The 22,267-nt window shown below is 73.4% G+C and carries 17 protein-coding genes; 5 read left to right on the top strand and 12 right to left on the bottom strand.

The window, feature by feature from the left end; genetic code table 11:
* Positions 1–61: 61 nt before the first annotated feature.
* Both FH608_RS14595 and menC read left to right on the top strand, forming a co-directional pair.
* Entirely contained in the window at positions 62–859 is a 798-nt protein-coding gene (locus FH608_RS14595; protein ID WP_317135562.1) for a GNAT family N-acetyltransferase, read from the top strand.
* Positions 856–1,956: an o-succinylbenzoate synthase gene (gene menC, locus FH608_RS14590; protein ID WP_193318423.1), complete on the top strand. Its 1,101-nt coding sequence runs from the start codon at positions 856–858 to the stop codon at positions 1,954–1,956. The genes FH608_RS14595 and menC overlap by 4 nt, the downstream gene beginning before the upstream one ends.
* On the opposite strand, the gene FH608_RS14585 is transcribed toward menC, so the two are convergent.
* The 8 genes from FH608_RS14585 to FH608_RS51455 all read right to left on the bottom strand — a co-directional run bounded on the left by FH608_RS14585 (position 1,946) and on the right by FH608_RS51455 (position 13,348).
* The gene (locus FH608_RS14585) at positions 1,946–2,629 is read right to left on the bottom strand and encodes an ABC transporter ATP-binding protein (RefSeq protein WP_139631047.1); all 684 of its coding nucleotides are present in this window, start codon (positions 2,627–2,629) and stop codon (positions 1,946–1,948) included. The two genes, menC and FH608_RS14585, sit on opposite strands and share 11 nt — an antisense overlap.
* Positions 2,626–4,464 (bottom strand): dipeptide/oligopeptide/nickel ABC transporter permease/ATP-binding protein, encoded by a 1,839-nt coding sequence (locus tag FH608_RS14580; protein ID WP_139631046.1) that lies wholly within the window; start codon positions 4,462–4,464, stop codon positions 2,626–2,628. Before FH608_RS14580 ends, FH608_RS14585 begins: the two co-directional genes overlap by 4 nt.
* Positions 4,461–5,405: an ABC transporter permease gene (locus tag FH608_RS14575; RefSeq protein WP_139631045.1), complete on the bottom strand. Its 945-nt coding sequence runs from the start codon at positions 5,403–5,405 to the stop codon at positions 4,461–4,463. The genes FH608_RS14580 and FH608_RS14575 overlap by 4 nt, the downstream gene beginning before the upstream one ends.
* On the bottom strand, positions 5,406–6,974 hold the full coding sequence (locus FH608_RS14570; RefSeq protein WP_139631044.1) for an ABC transporter substrate-binding protein: 1,569 nt from the start codon (positions 6,972–6,974) through the stop codon (positions 5,406–5,408).
* 97 nt (positions 6,975–7,071) lie between these two features.
* Positions 7,072–8,658, bottom strand: a complete 1,587-nt coding sequence (locus tag FH608_RS14565; RefSeq protein WP_139631043.1) for a PucR family transcriptional regulator — start codon at positions 8,656–8,658, stop codon at positions 7,072–7,074.
* Positions 8,659–8,749: 91 nt separating this feature from the next.
* Positions 8,750–10,057: a serine hydrolase domain-containing protein gene (locus FH608_RS14560; RefSeq protein ID WP_139631042.1), complete on the bottom strand. Its 1,308-nt coding sequence runs from the start codon at positions 10,055–10,057 to the stop codon at positions 8,750–8,752.
* 82 nt (positions 10,058–10,139) lie between these two features.
* On the bottom strand, positions 10,140–11,441 hold the full coding sequence (locus FH608_RS51460; protein ID WP_193318421.1) for a serine hydrolase: 1,302 nt from the start codon (positions 11,439–11,441) through the stop codon (positions 10,140–10,142).
* A complete protein-coding gene (locus FH608_RS51455; RefSeq protein ID WP_193318420.1) occupies positions 11,417–13,348 on the bottom strand; it encodes a S9 family peptidase in 1,932 nt (643 codons plus the stop codon). The genes FH608_RS51460 and FH608_RS51455 overlap by 25 nt, the downstream gene beginning before the upstream one ends.
* A 249-nt stretch (positions 13,349–13,597) precedes the next feature.
* Between FH608_RS51455 and FH608_RS14550 the strand changes: the two genes are divergently transcribed.
* Positions 13,598–14,407, top strand: a complete 810-nt coding sequence (locus tag FH608_RS14550; protein WP_139631041.1) for a DUF4352 domain-containing protein — start codon at positions 13,598–13,600, stop codon at positions 14,405–14,407.
* Between the two features lie 232 nt (positions 14,408–14,639).
* Here the strand turns inward: FH608_RS14550 and FH608_RS14545 are convergent, their stop codons facing one another.
* The 3 genes from FH608_RS14545 to FH608_RS14535 form a co-directional block, all read right to left on the bottom strand.
* Complete coding sequence (locus tag FH608_RS14545; protein WP_226899530.1) at positions 14,640–14,846, bottom strand: hypothetical protein; 207 nt, start codon at positions 14,844–14,846, stop codon at positions 14,640–14,642.
* 143 nt (positions 14,847–14,989) lie between these two features.
* A complete protein-coding gene (locus FH608_RS14540) occupies positions 14,990–15,871 on the bottom strand; it encodes an alpha/beta hydrolase (RefSeq protein WP_139631040.1) in 882 nt (293 codons plus the stop codon).
* 4 nt (positions 15,872–15,875) lie between these two features.
* Positions 15,876–17,111 carry a lipase family protein gene (locus FH608_RS14535; protein ID WP_139631039.1) on the bottom strand — a complete coding sequence of 412 codons (1,236 nt, stop codon included), beginning with the start codon at positions 17,109–17,111 and terminating at the stop codon, positions 15,876–15,878.
* 65 nt (positions 17,112–17,176) lie between these two features.
* Between FH608_RS14535 and FH608_RS14530 the strand changes: the two genes are divergently transcribed.
* Positions 17,177–18,469: a helix-turn-helix domain-containing protein gene (locus FH608_RS14530; RefSeq protein ID WP_193318419.1), complete on the top strand. Its 1,293-nt coding sequence runs from the start codon at positions 17,177–17,179 to the stop codon at positions 18,467–18,469.
* A gap of 250 nt (positions 18,470–18,719) precedes the next feature.
* Positions 18,720–19,550 (top strand): SDR family oxidoreductase, encoded by an 831-nt coding sequence (locus FH608_RS14525; RefSeq protein WP_139631037.1) that lies wholly within the window; start codon positions 18,720–18,722, stop codon positions 19,548–19,550.
* Between the two features lie 17 nt (positions 19,551–19,567).
* Here the strand turns inward: FH608_RS14525 and FH608_RS14520 are convergent, their stop codons facing one another.
* Positions 19,568–22,225 (bottom strand): AAA family ATPase, encoded by a 2,658-nt coding sequence (locus FH608_RS14520; protein ID WP_139631036.1) that lies wholly within the window; start codon positions 22,223–22,225, stop codon positions 19,568–19,570.
* Between the last annotated feature and the right edge of the window lie 42 nt (positions 22,226–22,267).

Here is a 22,267-nt window from a genome sequence, read left to right as displayed (position 1 = left end):
GGGCCCTCGCTTGGTGGTCCCGTACGAATCCCCAGGCCCGTCCCATCGCATACCGTCCAGAGTGAACGTCCGGCAGGAGGAGAGGCGGCAGGGGTTGGTCGAGGTCAGGGAGCTCCACGAGATGGCGGAGTTCGAACGGGTCGATGCCCTGTTCGACGACATCTGGCACTTCGGGCCCGGCAACCCGCCCGTCACGATCGAGCTGATGCGCGCCATCTCGCACGCGGGCGGCTACGTGGCGGGCGCCTTCGACGGCGGCAGGCTGGTCGGCGGGTCGGTCGGGTTCCTCGCGGCGGGCGGCGCGCTGCACTCCCACGTCACCGGGACGGTGGCGGGGCGCGGCATCGGGTGCGAGCTGAAGCTGCACCAGCGCCGCTGGGCGCTGGAACGCGGGCTGGAGCGGATCACGTGGACCTACGACCCGCTGGTCCGCCGCAACGCCCACTTCAACCTGGCCAAGCTGGGCGCTCGGCCGCGGGAGTACCTGCCGTGCTTCTACGGGGTCATGGACGACGCGATCAACCAGGGTGACGAGTCCGACCGCCTGCTCGCCGAGTGGTCGCTGGCAGCCCCGCACGTGGAGGCGCTGGCGCGGCGGGAGCCGCACGTCACGCCGGTGCCGGACGGCGCCGTGGTGGCTCTGGCCGACGAGGGCGGGCGGCCGGTGGCGGGCCCGGCGGACGCGGACGCGGTGCTGGTGGCCGTGCCCGCCGACGTCGAGGGGCTGCGGAAGGCCGACCCGGGCGCGGCCAAGGCGTGGCGGCACGCCGTACGCGACGTGCTCGGGGGCCTGATGGCCGAGGGCCGCCCGGTGACGGGGTTCTGCGGGAAGTCCTACTACCTTGTGGAGAGAGCGTGAAGATCACTGGAGTGGAGCTGCGCCGGATCGCGATGCCGCTGGTGGCGCCGTTCCGCACGTCGTTCGGCACCGAGACGGCTCGTGACGTGCTGCTGGTGCGGGTGGTGACGCCGGAGGCCGAGGGCTGGGGCGAGTGCGTGGCGATGGCCGGGCCGTACTACTCCTCGGAGTACGTCGACGGCGCGGCCGAGGTGATCCGCCGTTTCCTGCTGCCCGCGCTGCCGAGGACCCTGGACGTGCACGACGTCGGCCGCGCGCTGGAGCCGGTCAGGGGCCACCGCATGGCCAAGGCGGCGCTGGAGACCGCCGTGCTGGACGCGCAGCTGCGGGCGTCGGGCGAGTCGTTCGGCCGCTTCCTCGGCGCGGCCCGCACCCGGGTGCCGTGCGGGGTGTCGGTCGGCATCATGGACTCGATCCCGCAGCTGCTCGACGCCGTGGCGGGCTACCTGGACGAGGGGTACGTCCGCATCAAGCTCAAGATCGAGCCGGGCTGGGACGTCGAGCCGGTCCGTGCCGTGCGCGAGCGGTTCGGCGACGACCTCCTGCTCCAGGTCGACGCGAACGCCGCCTACTCCCTCACCGACGCCCGCCGCCTGGCCCGGCTGGACGCGTTCGACCTGCTGCTGATCGAGCAGCCCCTGGCCAACGACGACCTGGTGCAGCACGCCGCGCTGGCCCGGCAGCTGCGCACGCCGGTCTGCCTGGACGAGTCGATCGAGTCGGCCGAGCACGCCGCCGCCGCGATCGCGCTCGGCTCCTGCTCGATCATCAACATCAAGCCGGGACGGATCGGCGGCTACCTCGAGGCCAGGCGCATCCACGACCTGTGCCGGGCCAACGGGGTCGCGGTGTGGTGCGGCGGCATGCTGGAGACCGGGCTCGGCCGGGCCGCGAACGTGGCGCTGGCCGCGCTGCCGGGCTTCACGCTGCCCGGCGACACGTCGGGGTCGCGGCGCTACTACGCCACCGACATCACCGAGCCGTTCGAGCTGGCCGACGGCCACCTGGAGGTGCCGGTCAAGCCGGGCCTGGGCGTGGAGCCGATCCGCGAGGTGCTCGACGAGGTGACCACCGGCACGGAGTGGATCACTCTCTGAGCCCCGTGCGCCCCTTGAGCCGGGGCACCGCGGCCAGCAGGGTCCTGGTGTAGTCGTGCGCGGGCTCGCCGACGACCTGCTCGGCGGGCCCGACCTCGACGAGGCGGCCCCGGTGCATGACGGCCACCACGTCGGCCACGTACCTCACGACGGCCAGGTTGTGCGAGATGAACAGCATCGCCAGGCCCAGCTCGTCGCGGAGCCCGCGCACCAGGTTGAGCACCGCGCCCTGCACCGACACGTCGAGCGAGCTGGTGATCTCGTCGGCGACCAGCAGCCCGGGGTCGCCGCCCAGGGCGCGGGCGATGGCGACGCGCTGCCGCTGCCCGCCCGACAGCTCGCGCGGGTAGCGGCCGGCGAACTCGACCGGCAGCTGCACGAGGCCGAGCAGCCGCTCCACCTCCTTGCGCCCGGCGCCCTCCGCGATGGTCTGGGCGACGGTCATGCGGGGGTTCAGCGACGCGTACGGGTCCTGGAAGACCATCTGGACCCGGCGCGCGCCCTCGACGGCGCCGGTGTGCGGGACGAGCCCGCAGACCGCCCTGGCCAGCGACGACTTGCCCGATCCCGACTCGCCGACGAGCCCGACGATCGTGCCGTCCGGGATCTCCAGCGTGACGTCGTCCACCGCGGTGAAGGCGCCGAAGCGCACGCTCAGGTTCCTGATGATCACGAGACCTCCCAGCAGGCGACCCGCTGGGCGGGGCCGTGCGCGACGAGTTCGGGGCGCTCGGCCGAGCACCGCTCGGAGGCCAGGGCGCATCGGGGCGCGAAGGCGCAGCCGGGGCCGACCTGCGCGGGGGCGGGCTGGACGCCGGGGATGCCGGCCAGCGGCCTGGACCGGTCGGTGTCCAGGTCGGGCAGCGAGGCGATGAGCGCCCTGGTGTAGGGGTGGGCGGCGCCCTCGGCGAGCCGGTCGGCGGGCAGCTCCTCCACGACGCGCCCGGCGTACATGACCACGACCCGGTCGCACAGCTCGCCCACGACGGCGATGTCGTGCGAGATGAACAGGCCGGCCGCGCCGCTGCCGTCCACGACCTCGCGCAGCAGCCGCAGGATCTGCCGCTGCACGGTCACGTCGAGTGCGGTGGTGGGCTCGTCGGCGACGATCAGGCGCGGCGTGCCCATGAGCCCCATGGCGATCACCGCGCGCTGCCGCATGCCGCCGGACAGCTCGTGCGGGTGCTGCCGGGACCGCGCTTCCGGGTCGGGCAGGTGGACCTGGCCCAGCCGGGCGACGGCGCGGCGGCGGGCCTCGGCCCGGCCCGTCCCTTCGTGCACGACGGCCACCTCGGCGAGCTGGCCGCCGACCTTGAGCGCCGGGTTGAGCGCGGCCAGCGGGTCCTGGAACACCATGGCGAGCGCGGTGCCGAGCTCCTTGCCGGTCATGGTGGCGACGTCCTGGCCGGCCAGGCGCAGCCGCGCGTACCCGACGGTCCCCGGGTAGGGCACGAGCCCGCCGATCGCGGCCGCCGTCAGGCTCTTGCCGCTGCCGGACTCCCCCACCAGGCCGACGATCTCGCCGGGCGCCACGCTCAGCGACAGCCCGCGCACCGGGGTGGCGCCGCCGGGGAAGGTCACGGTCAGGTCCTCGACCTCCAGCACCGCGCCGGCGTCGGGCTCGCCGGCGGCCTCGCCCGGCGGCGCGGCGGGCGGCCGGCGGACGGCCGGGGTGCGCGCGGCGGCCCTGGCCAGGGCGTCGCCGAGCAGGTTGAAGCCGATGCCGGCGAGCGCGATGGCGGCGGCCGGGCCGAGCGCCACCTCCGGCGTGACGTAGATCCGGGGGAAGCCGTCGAACAGCAGCCGCCCCCAGTCGAAGTCCGGCGGCTGCACGCCGAGCCCGAGGAACGACATCCCGGCCAGGCCGAGCAGCGCGCCGCCGAGCGACTGGGCGAGGTTGAGGATGAGCGGCTCGGCGATGTTGGGCAGCACGTGCCTGGTCAGGATGCGGCGGCGGGGCACACCGAGCATGCGGGCGGCGGCCACGTAGTCGGAGCCGGCGACGGTGGCGGCCAGCGTCTGGGTGAGCCGGGCGAAGCCGGGCGCGATGGCCGCGCCGATGCCGAGCACGGCGCCGCGCGCCCCGAGCCCGGCGACGACGGCCGTGAACATGGCCAGCAGCAGCCCGGGGAAGGCGACCAGGGCGTTGACCGTCCCGGTGACCAGCCGGGCGCCGCGCGCGGGCAGCACGGAGGGCAGCGTCCCGAGCACGACGCCGGCGAAGGCGCCGATGAGGGTGGCGGCGAGGGCCAGCAGGAGCGAGTAGCGGCCGGCGACCAGGACCCGGGCCAGCAGGTCGCGGCCCAGGTTGTCGGTGCCGAGCGGGTGCTCGGACGAGGCGCCCTGGAGGATGGCCGCGGCGTCGATGCGGTCGGCGGCGGCGCCCCAGACCATGGGGCCCACCACGGCCAGGACCGCCATCAGCCCCACGATCACGGCGCCCGCCACGGCAGGGGCGCTCCAGCGGACGGACTTCACGCGCGGTCCCGGGCGTCCGGACTGGGTCATGTGCGCTCTCTGATCTCGGAGGTGGGGTCGAGCGCGCCGAGCACGAGGTCGACGGCGAGGTTCACGACGAGGACGATCGCGCCGTAGACGAGGATCACGCCCTGGGCGACCGGGTAGTCCTTCTGCGTGATCGACTCGACGATCTTCATGCCGAGTCCCGGCCAGGCGAAGACGTACTCCACGAGCACGCCGCCGGCGATCAGCGAGGTCAGCAGCAGCCCGCCGACGGTCAGGGTGGCCGTGAGCGTGTTGGGCAGCACGTGCCGCAGGTGCAGCCGGGCACCCGGCAGGCGCTTGGCCCTGGCGAGGCGGACGTAGTCCTTGCCGAGCTCGCGCAGCGTCTCCACGCGGGAGATGCGGGCGATCATGGCGGCGGGACCGGCCGCCAGCGCCGCGACGGGCAGCACGTACGTGATCGGCCCGGCCCGGCCCGCGGGCGGGAACCAGCCGAGCCCGATGGCGAAGGCGGCCACCAGCGCGATGGCGTACAGGAACTCGGGCACGGCCACGGCGGTGCCGGTCGTGGCGCTGAAGGCCAGCTCGGTGCCGCGCCGCCGGCCGTTCTCGGTGCGGACGGCCGCCCACATGCCGAGCGGCACGGCCACCAGCAGGGCCGCGGCGGTGGCGAGCAGGGCGAGGGTGAGGGTGTTGGGCAGGCGGGTCAGGATGACCTCGCCGACCGGCTCGCCCGTGAGGAACGAGGTCCCGAAGTCGCCGGACAGCACGTGGGTGACGTAGGTGACCAGCTGCTCGGGCAGCGGCCGGTCCAGCCCGAGCGCCGCCGTACGGGCCTGCACCAGCTCGATGGGCGCGGCCGGGCCCAGGGAGGCGCGCACGGGGTCGCCGGGGATGAGGTGGATCATCGCGAACGAGGCGACCACCAGCACGGCCAGCGACACCACGAACCGCACGAGGCGCCGGACCCAGGCCCGCGCACGCATTCAGCCTCCCTCGGTGAGCCGGATCGTGGTGGGCGCGAACAGCCCGCCCCGCAGCTCGTACGTGGCGCCCTTGCCGGCCTGCAGCACGGTGTTCGCCACGACGGGCACCAGGTCGGCGTCCTCGAACAGCGCCGACTCGGCCTGCAGCCAGAGCGGGCAGCCCTGCTCCGAGGGCAGCTTGCCCGCCTTGGCGACGAGCGACTCGTACCGCTTGTTGTCCAGGTGCGCGAAGTTGGCGCCCTTCGGCGCGGCCGGGCCCGACAGGAAGCCGACGAGCTGGGTGGGCAGCGTGACCGTGATGGGCACCCAGGCGACGTCCCAGTCCTGGGTCGCGGTGAGCGACTCCGAGAGCTTGGTGTCGATCTGGCCGTTCAGCTTCACCTCGGCCCCGGCCTCGTGCCAGGCCTTGGCCAGGTACTCGGCGGCGGCCTGCACGCCGGCGCCCCTGGTGGTGGCGTACAGCAGGCGCAGCGTCAGCCGTTCCCCGTCCTTGACGCGGACGCCGTCGGCGCCCTTGCGCCAGCCCGCGGCGTCCAGCGCGGCGGCGGCGGCGGCCGCGTCGTAGGCGGGCACGTGGCCGGTGATGGTGTCGCCCGGGCAGGGAGCCGGATCGAGGACGAGACCGGTGGGCGGCTTACCGGTGCCGCTGGAGGCGATCCCGGCCAGCTCCTTGAGATCGACGGCCTGGGTGAGCGCCTTGCGCACGGCGGGGTCGTGGGCGGGCCTGTCGTCGCCCTGGTGGTAGAAGAACTGGCCGTTGCCCTGCGGGATCGCCTGCTTGACGATGCGGGGGTCGGCCTCCAGGCGGGAGCGGTCGGGGCCGACGAAGGAGCCGCCGTTGAGCGAGCCGGCCACGAGCAGGTTGGCGGCGGTCTGCTCGTTCGGCACGACCTTCAACACGACCGTCTCGGGCAGATCCTTGGCGGTGGAGCCCTCCGGGCCCCAGGTGTAGTCCCTGCGGACCTTGAAGGTGTAGTGGTCGCTCGGCGCCGCCTCCGTGAGCTGGTACGGGCCGCTGCCGGAGGTGGCGTGGGCCAGCAGCGAGCGGTCCTTGACGCCCTTGCCGCACACGATGAACAGGTCGCGGGTGGTCTCCAGGATGAAGCTGAACGGCTCGGGCATGGACAGCGTCACGGTGCCCGCCGCGTCGTCCGCCTCGGCCTTCATGCCGGTGGGCAGCAGGACGCCGTAGATGGGCGACTTGGTGGCGGGGTCGGCGATGTGGTTGACGTTCTCGGCGACGTCGGAGGGGGTCAGCGGGGAGCCGTCGGAGCAGGTGACGTTCTTGCGCAGGGTGAAGGTGACGTTGTCGGGCTCGACCGTCCACTTCTCGGCCAGCGCGGGCACGAGCTTGCCGTCGGCGCCGGTCGCGACCAGGGTGTCGTACGCGAAGGACAGCACGGTGTTGGTGACGCTCAGCACGCCCATGGCGGGGTCGAGCACGCCCGGGTCGGCCGAGATCGCGTAGGTGAAGGTGCCGCCGCCCGCGGCCTGCTCGTTCGTCGCGCCTCCGCACGCGGCGGCGAGCAGGGCGAGCGCGGTCAGAGCCGCCGCATGCTGTCTTCTCATGGGAACTCCAGGCGAGCGTGGGAGGTGAGCACCACCTTCGCCGCTGGCGCGGGCCGGTTCTTCGTGCATGGAGACGAAAAAGCCGGGGCGGCTCGTGCTAGCGGCCGAAGATCCGCATCTGGAGCATGACGGTGAGCCGGGCGTCGGGGTCGGCCAGATCGAGCCCGCTGATCTCGACGAGCCGCTTGAGGCGGTAGCGGAAGGTGTTGGCGTGCACGTGGACGCGGGCGGCGGCCAGGTTCACGTCGCCGAACGCGTCGAGGTAGGCCCGCAGGGTGGCGGCCAGCTCGGTGCCGTGCTCGGCGTCGTGGTCGAGCAGCCGCTGGTAGGGGCCGGTGGGCGCCTGCTCCTCCGCCGCCGCCACGTCGGCGACCTGGAGCAGCAGCGACTCGAAGTGCACGTCGGTGTAGCCGGCGGCCTGGCCGCTGATGCCGCGGGTGCGCAGCACGCGCAGGGCGCGGTCGGCGTCGGCCCTGGACCTCGCGACCTGGGCGAGGCTCGGCGCGAGGCGGCCGACGCCGATGTTGGCGGCGTGCCGGGGGCCGACCCTGGCCAGGAAGCTCTCGGCCACGCGCACCGCCCGCGCCTCCTCGTCGCCGCTGGAGTGCAGCGGCAGCACGGCGTACGCGACCGAGCCGACGAGCGCCGCCGCGGCCTTCGGGTGGATGGCGCCGACGTGCAGGGCGAGCGCGTCGCAGAAGCGCTGCCGGTCGCTCTCGCCCCGCGCGGGATCCGCGAACGGGGCGCCGGAGAGCTGGGCGGCCAGCACGCACAGCCGGGTGGTGGCGATGCCGAGCCGCCCGGCCGCCTCGGCCGCGTCCGCGCCGCCGGCCAGCACCGTGGACAGCAGGTCGGCGCGGAGCCGCCGCTGCGTGTCGGCGCCGGCCCGCTCGCGCAGCAGGCGCAGCGCCACGATCTTGGCGGCGTCGGCGAGCGCCCGCTCCCGCTGCGCGCTGAGCGGCTCGCGCACGGCCGCCCAGATGGAGCCGAGGATCTCGTCGCCCGAGCGCACCGCCACGGCGGCCCGGCTGATGAGCGTCTCGTCGTCGAAGTCGATGTGGATGGGCTCGCGGCTCTGGTAGAGCCGCTTGAAGACGCCCTGCTCGTCCTGGAGCCGCTGGTAGCGCTCGGGCACCTGGCGGCCGAGCACCGTCTCGATGCGGCCCTGGTCGGCCTCCTCCTGCCGCCCCGAGAAGGCCAGCACCCGCGAGGACCTGTCCTCGATCGTGACGGGCGCGTCGAGCAGCGCGCACACGGCGTTGGCCAGGGAGAACAGGTCGCCCTGCGGATCCTCCCCCGGCTCGGCCAGCTCGCCCTCGGCCAGCAGGGAGCGCAGCAGCGCCGCGACCTGCGACCAGGACGCGGCCCTGGTCAGGCCGAGCACGGCCACGCCGGTCTCCAGCACCGCGGCGCGCACCCGCTCGTCGACGTCCACGGGCAGCTTGACCACGACGCCGGCCGCGTGCGGCGCCTGCGCGAGCAGGGCGCAGATGTCGGCGGCGCCCTGCACGCCGACGCCGAGCAGGAGGGCGCCCGCCGGGATGATCAGCTCGTCGAGCGGGTCGTAGATGTGCACCCCGGTGACCTCGGCGTCGAGGTCACCGGGCGAGGCTGCCACGTCGAGGACCGTGGTGCCGAGGTCGTCGAGGATCCGCCCGAGACTGGTGCGCGGGCGGTTCCTCATCTGGTCACGATAGTCCACGGCGTCTGATCACAGCGTCTCATTACGGCGTCTCACTACTGCGTCTCATTACTGCGTCTCACTACTGGGGCGGTCAGACGCGCGGGACGGCCCGGCCGTTGTGCAGGTACGCGGCCCGGCCGTCGCGCATGACGAACGTGACCGTCTCGTGCCTGCCGTCCTGCGACTCTGTGGCGATGAACGTGTCACCGGCGAGCGGGACGTACCTGGCCGTCCTGGGGGCCACCCCCATGCCGGCCATGAGCTCGCCCGGCAGGAGCGCGATGTCCAGCCCGCCGCCGGCGGGGGTCACCTCGTAGGCCATCTGCGGCCCCTCGTACCGCCCGGCGTACGGCGAACCGTCCACGGAGCGCGGGTCGCCCGGCGGCACGGGCGGCGGCGGGACCGCGACGCCGGTGGCCTCCTCGATGACCGGCCGCACCACGTCGGCGAGGAGGCCGTCGAACGCGCCGCCGTTCGCGCTGATCGCGATGCCGAAGTCGTGCTCGGGCAGCATGTGCCAGTACGTGCTCTGCCCCGGCGTGCCGCCGTCGTGCCCGAACGCGCCCCAGTCGTGCAGGGTCACGCCCAGCCCCCAGCGCTCGCCTGGAGGCGGCCCCGGCACGTCCACCTGCGGCGTGAGCATGGCGGCCACGGACTCGGCAGACAGCAGCCGGGCGCCGCCGGGAGCGGCGCCGCCCGCGGCCAGCGCCCGCCCGAACGCGACCAGCTCGCGCGGCGCCAGGCACATGGTGGACCCGGCCGGGGCGTTCGAGCGGGGCATCTGCCACTGGCGGTAGACGTCGTTGCCCGGCCCGACGTGCCCCGCCGAGGCCCGGAACAGCACGGCCTCCTCCCCGAACAGCGCCGCCTGCGTGGCGCCGAGCGGGCCGAGCAGGCGATCGCGCATCGCCTGCTCCCAGGTGGTGCCGCGCAGCCGGGCGACGAGCGCGCCGAGCACGCAGAACCCGGCGTTGCAGTACGAGAACAGCGCGCCGGGCTCGTGCACCCGGGCGACGGTGCGCAGGTGCTCGACGTACCGGTCGAGGCAGCCGTCGCCGCGTCCGGTGTCCTCGAACACGTCGCCGTCGAACCCGCCGGTGTGCGTGAGCAGCTGCCGCACGGTGACCTCGCCGTACGCGAACCCGGGGAGGTGGTCGCCGACCGGCCGGTCCAGGCCGACCAGTCCGTCCTCCACGAGCTGCATGACCAGGGCGGCCGTCCACACCTTGGTGGTGGAGCCGACCTGGAACACGCTGTCCGGGGTCGTCTCCACCCCGGTCGCCCGGTTGACCACGCCGGTGGCGGCCTCGCGCAGCTCGCCGTCCGTCCACACGGCGATGGCCGCGCCGGGCACGCCGTGCCTGCGCGCCGCCTCGTCGAGCCGGTCCTTCAGGTCCATGCGGCCTCCTCCTCGTCGAGCCGGTCTTTCAGGTCCACGCCGGCTCCCCGTCCAGCCGGGTCCTCAGGTCCACGCCGGCTCCTCAGGCCGTCTTCGGGGTCGCGCGGGCGCCCAGGTGCACGTACGGGGAGCCGTCGGACAGCTCGTAGAACACGACGGCCGTCCCCTGGGGCTCGCCGTCCGGCCGCCAGATGAACGTGACGTCGTCCACCGGCTCCAGCGCGGCCTCGACCGGCTCCTCGTGCAGGGCGGCCAGCTCTCCCGTGGCCTCGTGCCGCAGCCACGCCCGCCCGTCGCGCAGCGACACCGTCAGCCGCGCCCCCGCCCGCTCGTAGACGCCGGCGTAGCGGGAGGCGTCCACCTCGACCGGGGTCTCGGGCGGGCCGAGCGGGGCCGGCACGGTGATCGCGTCGAGCTCGGCGAACAGCTCGGTGGCCACGGCGCGGGTGAAGGCGCCGCTGTGGCCGCCGTTCGCGGTCACGCAGGCGATGGTGCCGGTGTCCGGCACGGCCCAGAGCATGGCGTGCTGCCCGATGGTGTTGCCGCCGTGGGAGATGACGCGGTGCCCGTCCCACTCGTCCAGGATCCAGCCGATACCCCACTGCCGGCCCAGCGTGTACGGGTTCGGGATGTCGATCTGCGGCTCCCACATGGCCCGCGGGTCGTCGAGCAGCCCGCCCTCCAGGTGGGCGCGGGCGAAGGCCACCACGTCGGCCGGCCGGGCGCAGATCAGCCCGGCCGGGCCCGCCGAGCGCATGAGCCCCCACTGCGGAGCGGGCGCGCCCTCGATGTGGCCCATCGCGGCCCGGAACCGCAGCACGTCCTCGGGCAGCGTCCAGGTGTGGGTGAGGCCGAGCGGCTCGACGATGCCCTCCCTGAGCACGTCGTCCCACCGCTTGCCGGCCAGCCGCTCCAGCACCCGGCCGGCGATGATGAACCCGGAGTTGCAGTACGACTGGGTGACGCCCAGCGGGTGGTTCTGGGCCAGGTCGGCGCAGGCGGCCACGTACTTCTCCACGCAGTCGTCGCCACGGCCCGTCTCCAGGAACAGGTCGCCGTCGATGCCGCTGGTGTGGGAGAGCAGGTGCCTGATCGTGACGGTCTTGGTGACCTCGGGATCGGCCACCCTGAACTCCGGCAGCACCTCCGCCACCGGGGTGTCCAGCGTGAGTCGGCCCTTCTCGATCTGCTGCATGAGCAGGGTGGCCGTCCACACCTTGGTGATCGAGCCGATCTGGTAGAGCGCGTCCGCGGTCGCCTCGACACCGGTCGCGGCGTTGAGGGTGCCCGCGGCGAACTCGTGCAGCTCGCCCCGGTGCAGGTACGCCAGCGCCGAGCCCGGCACCTCGTACTCGGCGATCAGTTCGGGGAGTCGCCGATCCATTGCTCCAGCCACGCGATGATCCTTTCGTTGTAGTCGTGCCGGTGCGAGGGGCTGCCGTTCAGGATGAACAGGTGGCTCGCGCCGGGATAGCGCACCAGGCGCACGGGCACCCGCCGCTCGCGCAGCGCGGCGAACCACTGCTCGGCCTGGCCCACGGGACAGCGGTCGTCGTTCTCGCCGTGCAGGAGGAGGGTGGGCGTGGCGACCTCGCCGACGCCCTCCATCGGGGACTGCGCGGCCAGGTCGCCCTGGTTCTCGTACGTCTTCAGGAAGTAGCCCAGGTCCGAGGTGCCGGACACGCTGGTCAGGTCGCTCACGCAGCCGCCCGGGATCGCGGCCCTGAACCTGTCCGTCCTGGTCGTCAGCCAGCACGTCATGTAGCCGCCGTAGCTGTAGCCGGTCACCGCCAGCCGGTCCGGGTCGGCCGTGCCGTCCGCCACCAGCGCGTCCACCGCCGCCATGAAGTCCTGGGTGTCGGCCAGGCCCCACTTCCCGAGGGCGGCGGTGTAGAAGTCCTCGCCGTAGCCGTCGCTGGCGCGCGGGTTCAGGGCCAGCACGGTCCAGCCGCGGGCGGCGAGAACCTGGTGGTAGAGGTGGAAGCCGTCCAGCACGGGCGCCCAGGCGTTGTGCGGGCCGCCGTGGATGTCCAGCAGCAGCGGTCCCGCGCCGGCCGCCCCGGTATCGTCCCGCAGGACGAAGCCCTCGACCTGGGTGCCGTCGGGGGCGGTGAACGTGCGGCGGCCCGGCACGAACAGCTCGACGTCGCCGAGCGCGTAGTCCGTCAGCCGCAGCGGATCCGGCTTCCCCGGCTCCATGAGATAGACGTCTCCGGCGCTGTGGGGTGTCGCGGCCACGTACGCGATCCGTCCCGCCGCCGTACTCGCCCCCGCCACGCTCACCTCCTCCGGCACCAGCCGCTCGGCCGGGGCGCGGTAGAGGTGCGTGCAGCCGCGGTCGCGCACGCAGAACAGCAGGTCGTCACCGAGCAGCGCGGGCGTGGCGCCCGGGTAGCCGGGGTGGCCGGTCATGACGTTCCGGTCGAGCCCCGTCTCCACCTCGGCGAGGCCGCCGGGGCCCAGCTCGAACAGCCGCACATGGCCGACCGGCTCGCCCTTGAACCCCGCGACGACCAGCCGCTCCCCCAGCCACCACACCCCGCCGCAGATGATCTCCGGGCCGGTCAGCCGCTCCGGCGCCCCGCCCGCCGCCGGGACGGTGTGGACGGCGCCGCCCACCACGAGGTCGCGGTCGGGCTCCATGTCCGACACGAACGCCAGCCGCGAGCCGTCGGGGGACCACGCCGGGTCGCCCGCGTGGAAGTCGCCCCGCGTGACCTGGACCGTCTCGCCGGTCCGTACGTCCGTGACGAAGAGGTGGGTGGTCAGGCCGCGCAGCAGCCCGGCGCCGTCGGCCTTGTAGTCGAGACGGTCGGCGACGACGGGCGCATGCGGATCCAGCCCCCCGGCCTCGGGGATTCCGGGGGCTCCGGACGCTCCGGGACCGGCACTCGGAGACGTCGGGGAGCCGGCCTTCGGGGGCGCGACGGGAGCGGTGAAGGCGATGCGGGTCCCGTCCGGGGACCACACGGGCGCCCCCGCCCCCAGCGGCGCCGACGTGAGCGCCGACGGCTCCCCGCCGTCCATCGGCAGCAGGTGGATCTGCGGCGTGCCCTCCACGGGCCGCACGAACGCCAGCGTCAGCCCGTCCGGCGACCACCGTGCCGCGCTGCCGGCCGCCAGCCGCCGCGGCGACCCGCCCGGCTCGGCCAGCCAGACCTCCGTACGGTTCTCGTCGGCGTCCCGGTCGACGGTCGTCAGCGTGTACGCGACAGCGCCGCCGTCGGGACGTAAGTGCGGATCGGAGGGCACGGCGAAGCGGTAGAGATCATCCAGGGTGAGACGCGCCATACCGGCACCGTAAGCCACCCTCACCCGGCCCTCTTCGGTCGTCACGACGAACACGGCCCCTTCCGTTGTGCTCGCCACCAACACGGAGCCGCCCCGGCCGCCCTCGCAGGCGCGGACAAGGTCCCTACGCCCGAACGCCGGCCCGGCGGTGGTGTCCACGTGTCCGCATCTGGACACCCGATCCGGGCCAACCTGGAGGACGATCGGAACGTCCCACAGCGTCGCGTCCCGAGTCTCAGGAGCCGCTCCATGGGCTATCCGTCCCAGCCGCAAGACCCGTACGGCAGGCAACCCCCGCCCCACGGCTACAACGCCCAGCCACCCCAGTACGGATACCAGCCGCCCACCGGGCCGCCGCCTCCCCCGCGCCGCAACGTCACCCTGATCGTGCTGCTCGCGGTCGGCATTCCGCTGCTGCTCCTGGGCGGCTGCTCCGCGATCGTCCTGGTCCTGGCCGACGCCGGCAGGGACGCCGTCGTCACCGGGGCCGACTCGCCGAACCTGGTCCTCCCCACCCGCGAGCCCGCGTCGAGCGCCCAGCCCGCGGATGAGCCGACCACCCAGCCGTCCGACGGGCCGTCCGACGGGCCGTCCGACGAGCCGAGCGCCGAGCCGACCGGAAACCCGCCCGCGGAGCAGTCCGTCGCGGCGATCGGCGGCGCCATCACCCTCGAGGGCATGGATCCCGGCCTGAAGATGACCGTGACGGTGAACCGGCTGGTCGACCCCGCCCAGCCGGCCTCGGAGTATCTCAAGCCGAAGACCGGTAACAAGCTCGTCGCCGTGCAGGTCACGCTCGCCAACGCGGGCCGGGCCGTCTACAGCGACTCCCCGACGAACGGGGCCTGGCTGATCGACCGGGAGGGCCAGCAGTACCGCTCCACCGTCTTCGACGTGCGGGAAGGCCCGTCGTTCGGCGGGAGCGCGACGGTCAACACCGGGGACACCCGCAAGGGGATGATCGTGTTCGAGGTGCCGGAGTCGATGCGGCCGGCCAAGTTCCAGTTCGGCCTGAACAGCGGGTTCGCCGACCAGAAGGGCGAGTGGTCGCTTAGGTGACGCCGCGCGCTCAGACGCTCCTTGATCGTGGCATGGCGAACCTCTCCAGCAAGTGGAACACACGCAGCCGATTGATCCACAACGCAGCCCTTGAATCGCGAGTGGCCGGCCCGTGCCGCGGCAGGCGAAGCGCGGACGTCATGCCGGATGCACCGGCCACGGAACCACCACCGCCGCCTGAGGTGGCGGCGTTCTGAAGTCCGGGTTCGTACGGGCCGATCAGTGCCCCCGGTCAGTCACCCAGCATCTGGCCGGCGGGCTGGGGCTGCTGCCACACGTCACGGCCGTTGCCCCACAGCTCAGAGGCGTGGTACGCGAACCGATCGAACAGCTCGTCATCCTGGTACCGACGCAGGTGCGGCATCGGCGAATCATGACCGACGAACTTGGCCAGATGGGGCGTGACGAGCATCTCCGTGTCGAACCGGAACACGCTCATGACGATGTGCTCATCGCCGTACCGGATCTCGCTGTTGCGGCGGCGATCGGCAAGGCGGTCGGCGCGTCCCCGGCCGTACGTGCGCAGGGAAGCCGACCGGTGGTCGGCGTGTTCGTTGCCACCCGGCCGGCCTCGCTCGGCTCCTACGTGTGTGCCGTGAAGAAAGCGACAGCGCGGTCGACGGCGGGGGTCACGTAGCGGTCGTCGTCGTACAGCTCGATGTGGTCGGTGGTGTCGAGGAGGAGCAGTTCCTTGTGTCCTGGCAGCTTCTCGAAGGCGGCCTTGGCGTCTGTCACGGGGATCGCCTGGTCGCCGCGGCCGTGCACGATGAGCGTCGGCGCGCCGACGAGCGGCAAGTAGGCGTCGACGTCGAGGGTCAGTTCCTGGAGCACCGACAGCGCGGTGCACCGGTTCTCCCAGCCGGGACGGGCACCGCGTTCGGTGCCGTAGTACTCGAACGGTTCCTGGCCCGGGTTGCCGGCGGGCATGCCCTCGGGGTTGATGGCGGGCCAGTACTCGATCTCTCCCGTCTCGGCCTGCCGCTGCGCGATCTGCGCGAACGTGGTCATCAGCGCGGCGAAGTTCTGCGCGCCGAACCGGTCCCTGATCAGCTCCGGGTTGTTGTACGCGGCGGCGACGAGCGCCAGCGCCCTGACCCGCGGATCGAAGGCGGCCAGCTGGGTGGCGTAGATCCCGCCGAGGCAGACCCCGCACACCGTGATGCGTCCGGGGTCGATCTCGGGCCTGCCGGCGACGTAGCCGATCGCGGCGCGCAGGTCGGTGACCTTGGCGGTCGCGTCCTCGTGCTGGCGCGGGGTGCCCTCGCTGGCACCCCAGTTGCGGTGGTCGAAGGCCAGGGCGGCATACCCGCGTTCGGCGAACAGCGCCGCGTAGCCGCCGGTCACCTGCTCCTTGACGCCGGCGAACGGCCCGGTCAGCACGACGGCGGGGTGCGGCCCCTCGCCCTCGGGCAGGTACAGGGTGCCGGACAGCCGGGCGCCGTTGCTCGGGAAGGTCACGTCCACGGTGCTACTCCTCGCAGGTCGTGGCGGCCGGCCTGCCGGCGAACCGGTCCTGGATCCAGCCGAGAATGTCGGGCATCGCCCCGTCGTCGATGCCGGTTACTCCGTAGCCGGTGTCGTGGCCGAGGCCGGGGTAGGTGCGGTAGTCGACGGCGGAGCCGAGGCCGCACAGAGTGCTCGCGACCCGGTCGGTGACGGCGCGCGGGACGACGGTGTCGGCGTCGCCCTGCAGGAGCAGGACGGGACCGCCGACGGGCCGCTGGCCGGTGGTGTTGCGGGCCAGGTAACGGGCGAACGCGGGGTCGTCCGCGAAGTCCTGCCGTACGAGAGCCGTACCGGTCAGATCCTGGTAGCCGGTCAGCACCACGTTCAGGCAGCCTGAGGTGGTCAGCGGGAGGCGGCGTACCGCCTCGTCGGTGAGCAGCCGCTCCGGCCGGATCCGGTGATCGCTGTAGGAGGCACCCTGCGCGAGCAGGGCGACGAAGCCTCCGAGGTACGACGAGTCCGGCAACGCCTCGATCAGGGTGCGCAGGTCGGCGGCGGGCGAGGTGACGACGGCGCCGAGGTAGCCGGGTTCTCGATGGTGGGCGAGGCGTTCCGCCAGCCCCAGAGTGGCGCCGCCGCCCTGGGAGTGGCCCCACATCACCCAGCCGCGGGACAGTTCCAGGCCGAGGTGGCGGCTCGCGCGCAGCGCGTAGAGGAGGTCGTTGGCCTCGGCGGTCTTGTTCACCGCCTCCTGGCGGCCCGTGGTGCCCAGGCCCGCGTAGTCGGGCGCGACGACCGCGTACCCCTGCTCCACGAAGCGCGTCATCTGGTCGCCGTGGTAGAGGTCCTTCATCAGCGAGGGGGCGCAGTCGCGGGCGATGCCGCTGGTGCCGTGCGCGTCGACCACCACCGGCCAGCCGCCCGCGGGCGGGGTGCCCGGCGGCACCAGCACCACGCCGGAGGCGGCCACGTCGCGGCCCGAGGACGTGCGCGAGTGATACAGGATCCGGGTCGCCCGGCCGATCGTGTAGTCGGCGGGAGCGTGTCTGATCAGGGTTCCGGCGGGCGCCCACGGCAGCGGGTCCGGGGCGTCGTAGAAGGCGGTGCGGGGAAGCGCGTTCTGGCGTTGTTGCTGCCAGGCCGCTTCGAGCTGACAGGCCTGATCACAGTCGGTGTCGGCGGAGGCGGCTCCGGCCGCGGTGGTCGTGGCGATGGCTGCGAGAAGGGCGGCGAGGAGGTGCCGCAGTGGTAAGCGCATGCGGCGAACGTAAAAGCTGTTGTAATGATCTGTCAACGGTTCTGATTACAGCTATGGTTCTCTCCATGGGGCAGGGTGTCGGGCAGAGGATCCGCGAGCTGCGTACGGAGCTGAACCGGCCGCAGAGCGAGCTCGTCGTGCCCGGGTTGCTGTCGGCCAGCTACTTGTCGCTGATCGAATCGGGCAAGCGCCGCCCCTCGCCCGAGGTGCTGCGCCACCTCGCCGAGCGGCTCGGGAGCACCACCGAGTTCCTGGCCACCGGCGAACACCCGGTCTCCTGGTACGAGCTGGAGCGGCGGCTCACGTTCGCCGAGATGAAGGTTCTCAACGGGTCGGCCGAGGAGGCACTGGCCGACTTCGACGCGGTGCTGGCCGGCGGGCGGCGGCAGCTGCGGGACCGGGCGGCGCTGGGCCGGGCCAGGGCCCTGGAGTTGTGCGGCCGGAGTGACGAGGCGGCCGAGGAGTTCGAGGCGCTGTGGCGGCAGGCCGATCCCGGTACGACCATGTGGGCTGAACGGGCCACCGACGTGGTGCGCTGCGCCAGGGACAGCGACGACCTCGCCTACGCGATCGAGGTCGGTGAGCAGGCCATGTCCACCTTCGAGGCCCTCGACCTGGAGTGGGCCGACGCGTCGATCCGGCTCGGCGTGACCCTGGCGGACGCCTACCGCTGCCGTGGCGACGTCCGCCGGGCGCGCCGGCTGCTGGAGCGGCTGATGGAGCTCGCCGAGCGGCTCGACAGCCCCGTGGCACGCGGCTCGGCGTACTGGAACGCCGCCCTGGTCGCCTCGGACCAGCAGCGGCACGCCGACGCCGCCCTGCTGGCCGAGCGGGCGATGGCGCTGCTGGCAGAGACCGAATACGTCCGCAACGTCGCCACGCTCCGCTCCGTGTACGGCGAACTGCTCATCCCGTCCGACCCCGTCCGGGCACGGCGGATCCTTGGTGAGGCACGCGAGCGGCTGATCGCGATGGACGTACGCGGGGCGATCGGGGAGTGCGAGGACAGGCTCGCCCGGGCGGCGCTGCGACTGGGCGAGGTGGCCGACGCGCTGCGCTGGTCGGAGCTGGCCTGCGAGCGGCTTACGGGCACCGGCCACGCGACCTGGACGGCGCTCGCGTACGTCACCCGCGCCGAGATCGCGCACCTGCGCGGGGAGGACGCCGAGCTGGAGTCGGCCCTGGCCACGGTCGACCAGGTCCTGGAGCACCGGCCGGCGACGGCGGACACGGTCCGGGCATGGGGACGGGTGGCGGCCCTGCACGAGGAACGCGGCGACGCGGCCCGCGCCCTGCGCGCCTACCGCGACGCCCTCGCCGCCACCGGCACCCCACCCCCCGACCCGCTCCGCCCCTGACACCCGTCGCGGCCGGCAGGACGTGAAGGTCGTCGGCGTGCCGGTGGACGCGGACCTCAATCAGGTCGTTCGACAGATGCGCCAGGCACCCGATTTCCGCTTGGCTCGAGATGTTCGCAGAGTCTCGCGACGGCCGCGGAGTCTGGGGACGGTCGCGGAGTCTCGGGACGGTCGCGGAGTCTGGGGACGGTCGCGGAGTCTCGGGACGGTCGCGGAGTCTCGGGACGGTCGCAGAGTGAGGAGTCAGAGCATGTCGAAGGTCGTACTGGTGACCGGCGCCTCCACCGGAATCGGCCGGGCCACGGCCCTGCTGCTGGCCAGGGAGGGCTTCACCGTCTACGCGGGAGTCCGCAAGGACGCCGACGGCGAGGCTCTGGGCCCCACCGTGATCCCGATCAAACTGGACGTCACCGACACCGGAGCGATCGCGGAGGCCGCCGAGCGCATGGACAGGCTGGACGCCCTGGTGAACAACGCGGGAATCGGCGTGACAGGCCCGGTCGAGTCCGTACCGCTGGAGGCTCTTCGCCGGCAGTACGAGGTCAATGTCTTCGGCCAGATCGCCGTCACCCAGGCCATGCTCCCGAAGCTCCGCGCCACGCGCGGGCGGGTGATCACGATCGGGTCGGTGGGCAGTTGGATCACCTTGCCGTTCGGCGGCCCGCTCTGCTCCTCCAAGCACGCGATCCGCTCGCTCAACGACGCCCTGCGCATGGAGCTCAAACCCTGGGGGATGGAGGCGGTCCTCATCGAACCCGGCTCGGTGCACAGCTCCGCGGTCGACAAACTCGAAGCCGAGATCGAGCCGCGCCTGGCCGCCATCGGCCCGGAAGGCAGGGCTCTGTACGGCGAGGCGTACAGAACAATGACCAGGACCGCGCTCAAACGCGAGCGTGACGGCTCCGACCCGATCGTGGTCGCCCGCGCGGTCCTGCACGCCGTGACCGCGCCCAGGCCGCGCGTCCGCTATCCCGTGGGCAAGGAGTCGCGCATGATGAGCACTCTCGCCCGGCTGCTGCCCCAGCGCGCCCTGGATCGGCTGCGCCTGCGGGCACTGGGCCTCGCCAAGGGCAAACGATGAGAACGGACAGCCGCCCCTCAGCCGTTGAGGTCCAGCAGGAGCAGCTCTCTGCGCGAGGTGATGCCGAGCTTGGGGAAGGCCTTGTACAGGTGGTAGCCCACGGTCCGGTGGCTGAGGACCAGTTGCGCCGCGATGCTGCGGTTGCTCGCGCCTGTCGCGGCGAGCCGTACCACTTGCTGCTCCTGAGGAGTCAGCGCGCTGAGCAGGCCGCCCGGCGAGGCGGCGGCCGGCGGTGCCTCGCCGGTGGCGCGTAGCTCGACGCGGGCGCGTTGCGCCCATCGGGCCGCGCCGATGCGTTCGAACGTGCCGAGGGCCGACCGGAGCAGCGGGCGTGCCTCGGCTCGGTGCCTGGCTCTGCGCAGGCGTTCGCCGTACAGCAGCTCGGTTCTGGCCCGTTCGAAGGGCCGCCCGCCCAGTTTGTGTACGGCGACGGCCGCCGCGTAGTGCTCGGCGGCCTCATCGTGGTCGGGCGCCAGCAGGGCGCGGCAGCGCAGCGCCACCGCTCGCGCCCAGTGCCGGCCGTTGTTCTGCGCGTACGGGGCGAATCTGGCCAGTGACCGCTCCGCCTGCTCCGGGCGTTCCGCGGCGACGGCGGCTTCCACGTGGTCGGGCAGTGCCATGACGGCGATCGCCGTATACCAGCCGGGGCCGTTGACCACGCCCTCCAGCCGGTCGAGAGCCGCGTCGTAGTCGTGCGCTCCGAGGTCGAGCAGGCCGCCCGCGGCGCCGGCCCATGCCTCCGACGGCCGGTGCTGCCCGGCGGCGGGCAGACTGGTCTGCCTGAACAGGCGGTCGTACTCGTCCGCGTCGCCCGCGATGGCCGCCAGCCGCATCAGCACCCCCGCGACGTGCGCGTGCCGCAGGGTCTGCCCGGTGTCGGCGGCGATGCGCAGCGCCTCGCCGGCGGTGGCGTGCGCGACGTCGTGAGCGCCCAGGAACATCTCCGCGACCGCCTGGAGCTGCAGGACGAAGGGCAGCAAATCGATCATCCCGTGCTGCCGGCAGTCGTTCGCCAGGTGCTCGGTGAGCAGGCTGAGTGCCTCGTCGTCCCCGATGAACAGCGCGGTGTTGGCCGCCATCATGCGGGCCGGCGCCGATGTGCCGTTCCCGGAGATCTGGGCCACGAACGTACGCAGATGCGGCAGGCCATCGGCCATGTCGCCGCGCATGATGGCCTCGGCGCCCCTGGCCCACGACGCGACGAGCGCGCCGGGCGGGCCGAGCCCGTTCACTTCGGCGGAGATCTCCGCCAGGGTCGCGTGGTCGCCTCCGTAGAACGCGTCACGGCCCGCCTCCATGAGCGTGAGCGCGCGCTCGCGCGGGTCCCGCAGGTGGACAGCGCCGCGCACCCGGATACGGGCGGCCAGTCGCGGCGATCCGCGAGTGGATTCCACCGTCGCCTGCACGTGGGCGAGCGCTGCGAGGTCGGCGGGCACGGCGATGAGGTCCGCGGCACGCTCGGCCAGGTCCTGAGCCCGCTCCAGCGAACCCGCCGTGACCGCCTCCACCGCGGCCCCGACCAGCAGGTGCCCGCGCTGCCCGGGTTCGGGGGCCAGGTTGGCGGCGCGCTCATAAGCCGCGGCGGCGGACTCGTGGGCGCCCCGCCCCGCAGCCGCCTGCCCCGTCTTGTGCAGTTCCGCGGCGACGGACGCGTCGGCACCGGCGGCGGCCGCGGCCAGGTGCCATGATCTGCGGTCCGCGTCGGTGACGGCGTCGGCGAGCGCCCGGTGCACGGCGTGCCGTTCGCTGATGGCCGCGCCATGGTAGGCGGCCGCGCGGATCAGGGGATGGCCGAAGGTCACCGTCTCGCCCGAGATGGTGACGAGACGATCGTGTTCCGCCGGCGCCAGGCTTTCCGAACGCAGCCCGAGCCGTTCCATGGCGCGCAGAACCACGGACGGCTCGCCGGAGTCGTCGGCGGCGGCCACGAGCAGCGCCCGCCGTGCCCGCTCGGGAAGACGCTGGATCCGCCCGGAGTAGATGTCCCGAACGGTAGGGCTGACCGGCCCGGATCCCAGTGAGGCGGGCAGTTCTTTGAGCGCGAGCGGGTTGCCCTGAGCCCATTCGATGACGCGCTCGAGCTCGTCGGGCCGGAGCGCGTGGGCGGCCAGCAGAGCGGCCGCGTCCTCACGCCCAAGCGGTTCCGGTACGAGCTCAGGCAGCCCCCGGGCCGTGAACCCGGCCTCGCGCGCGGCGAAGACGACGGCGATGCCCTCCGCCCCGAGCCGACGCGCCGCGAACACCAGTGCCTGGGCCGAATCGACATCCAGCCACTGCGCGTCGTCGATCAGGATGAGCAGCGGGCCGTCGTTGCTCAGCTCGGTGAGCAACGAGAGCACGGCCAGCCCGACCAGGAACCGGTCGCGAGGCGGTGCCGTCCCCAGGCCGAGCGCCGTACGCAAGGCCTGCGCCTGCGGCTCCGGCAGGCCGTCGAGATGGTGCAGCTCCTGGCGCAGCAGCAGGTGCAGCGCCGCGAACGGCATCTCGGCCTCCGACTCCAGCCCGGTCCCCCGCATGACCCGCAGCGGATCCGCCGCACCGGCGGCGTAGTCGAGCAGGGCGGACTTGCCGATCCCCGCCTGGCCGCGGATGACCAGGACACCGCTGACACCGTCCCCGGCGTCCGCCAGGAGGCGGTCGATCGCGATTCGTTCCCTCTCCCGCCCGGCCAGCACACGCTCACCTTACGCCGCGGACGATCTCCGGGACGCGAGGCC

The sequence above is a fragment of the Nonomuraea phyllanthi genome (assembly GCF_006334985.2).
Lineage (GTDB): Bacteria > Actinomycetota > Actinomycetes > Streptosporangiales > Streptosporangiaceae > Nonomuraea > Nonomuraea phyllanthi.
The sequence above is the reverse complement of the archived record's forward strand: the minus strand, read 5'-3'. Positions and strand labels throughout refer to the sequence as shown.

Bases quoted from the DNA above. Each gene is read 5' to 3' on its own strand.
- FH608_RS14580 (WP_139631046.1), bottom strand. From the start codon at position 4,464: ATGACCCAGTCCGGACGCCCGGGACCGCGCGTGAAGTCCGTCCGCTGG.
- FH608_RS14575 (WP_139631045.1), bottom strand. From the start codon at position 5,405: ATGCGTGCGCGGGCCTGGGTCCGGCGCCTCGTGCGGTTCGTGGTGTCG.
- FH608_RS14570 (WP_139631044.1), bottom strand. From the start codon at position 6,974: ATGAGAAGACAGCATGCGGCGGCTCTGACCGCGCTCGCCCTGCTCGCC.
- FH608_RS14565 (WP_139631043.1), bottom strand. From the start codon at position 8,658: ATGAGGAACCGCCCGCGCACCAGTCTCGGGCGGATCCTCGACGACCTC.
- FH608_RS14560 (WP_139631042.1), bottom strand. From the start codon at position 10,057: ATGGACCTGAAGGACCGGCTCGACGAGGCGGCGCGCAGGCACGGCGTG.
- FH608_RS51460 (WP_193318421.1), bottom strand. From the start codon at position 11,441: ATGGATCGGCGACTCCCCGAACTGATCGCCGAGTACGAGGTGCCGGGC.
- FH608_RS51455 (WP_193318420.1), bottom strand. From the start codon at position 13,348: ATGGCGCGTCTCACCCTGGATGATCTCTACCGCTTCGCCGTGCCCTCC.
- FH608_RS14550 (WP_139631041.1), top strand. From the start codon at position 13,598: ATGGGCTATCCGTCCCAGCCGCAAGACCCGTACGGCAGGCAACCCCCG.
- FH608_RS14545 (WP_226899530.1), bottom strand. From the start codon at position 14,846: ATGAGCGTGTTCCGGTTCGACACGGAGATGCTCGTCACGCCCCATCTG.
- FH608_RS14535 (WP_139631039.1), bottom strand. From the start codon at position 17,111: ATGCGCTTACCACTGCGGCACCTCCTCGCCGCCCTTCTCGCAGCCATC.
- FH608_RS14530 (WP_193318419.1), top strand. From the start codon at position 17,177: ATGGGGCAGGGTGTCGGGCAGAGGATCCGCGAGCTGCGTACGGAGCTG.
- FH608_RS14525 (WP_139631037.1), top strand. From the start codon at position 18,720: ATGTCGAAGGTCGTACTGGTGACCGGCGCCTCCACCGGAATCGGCCGG.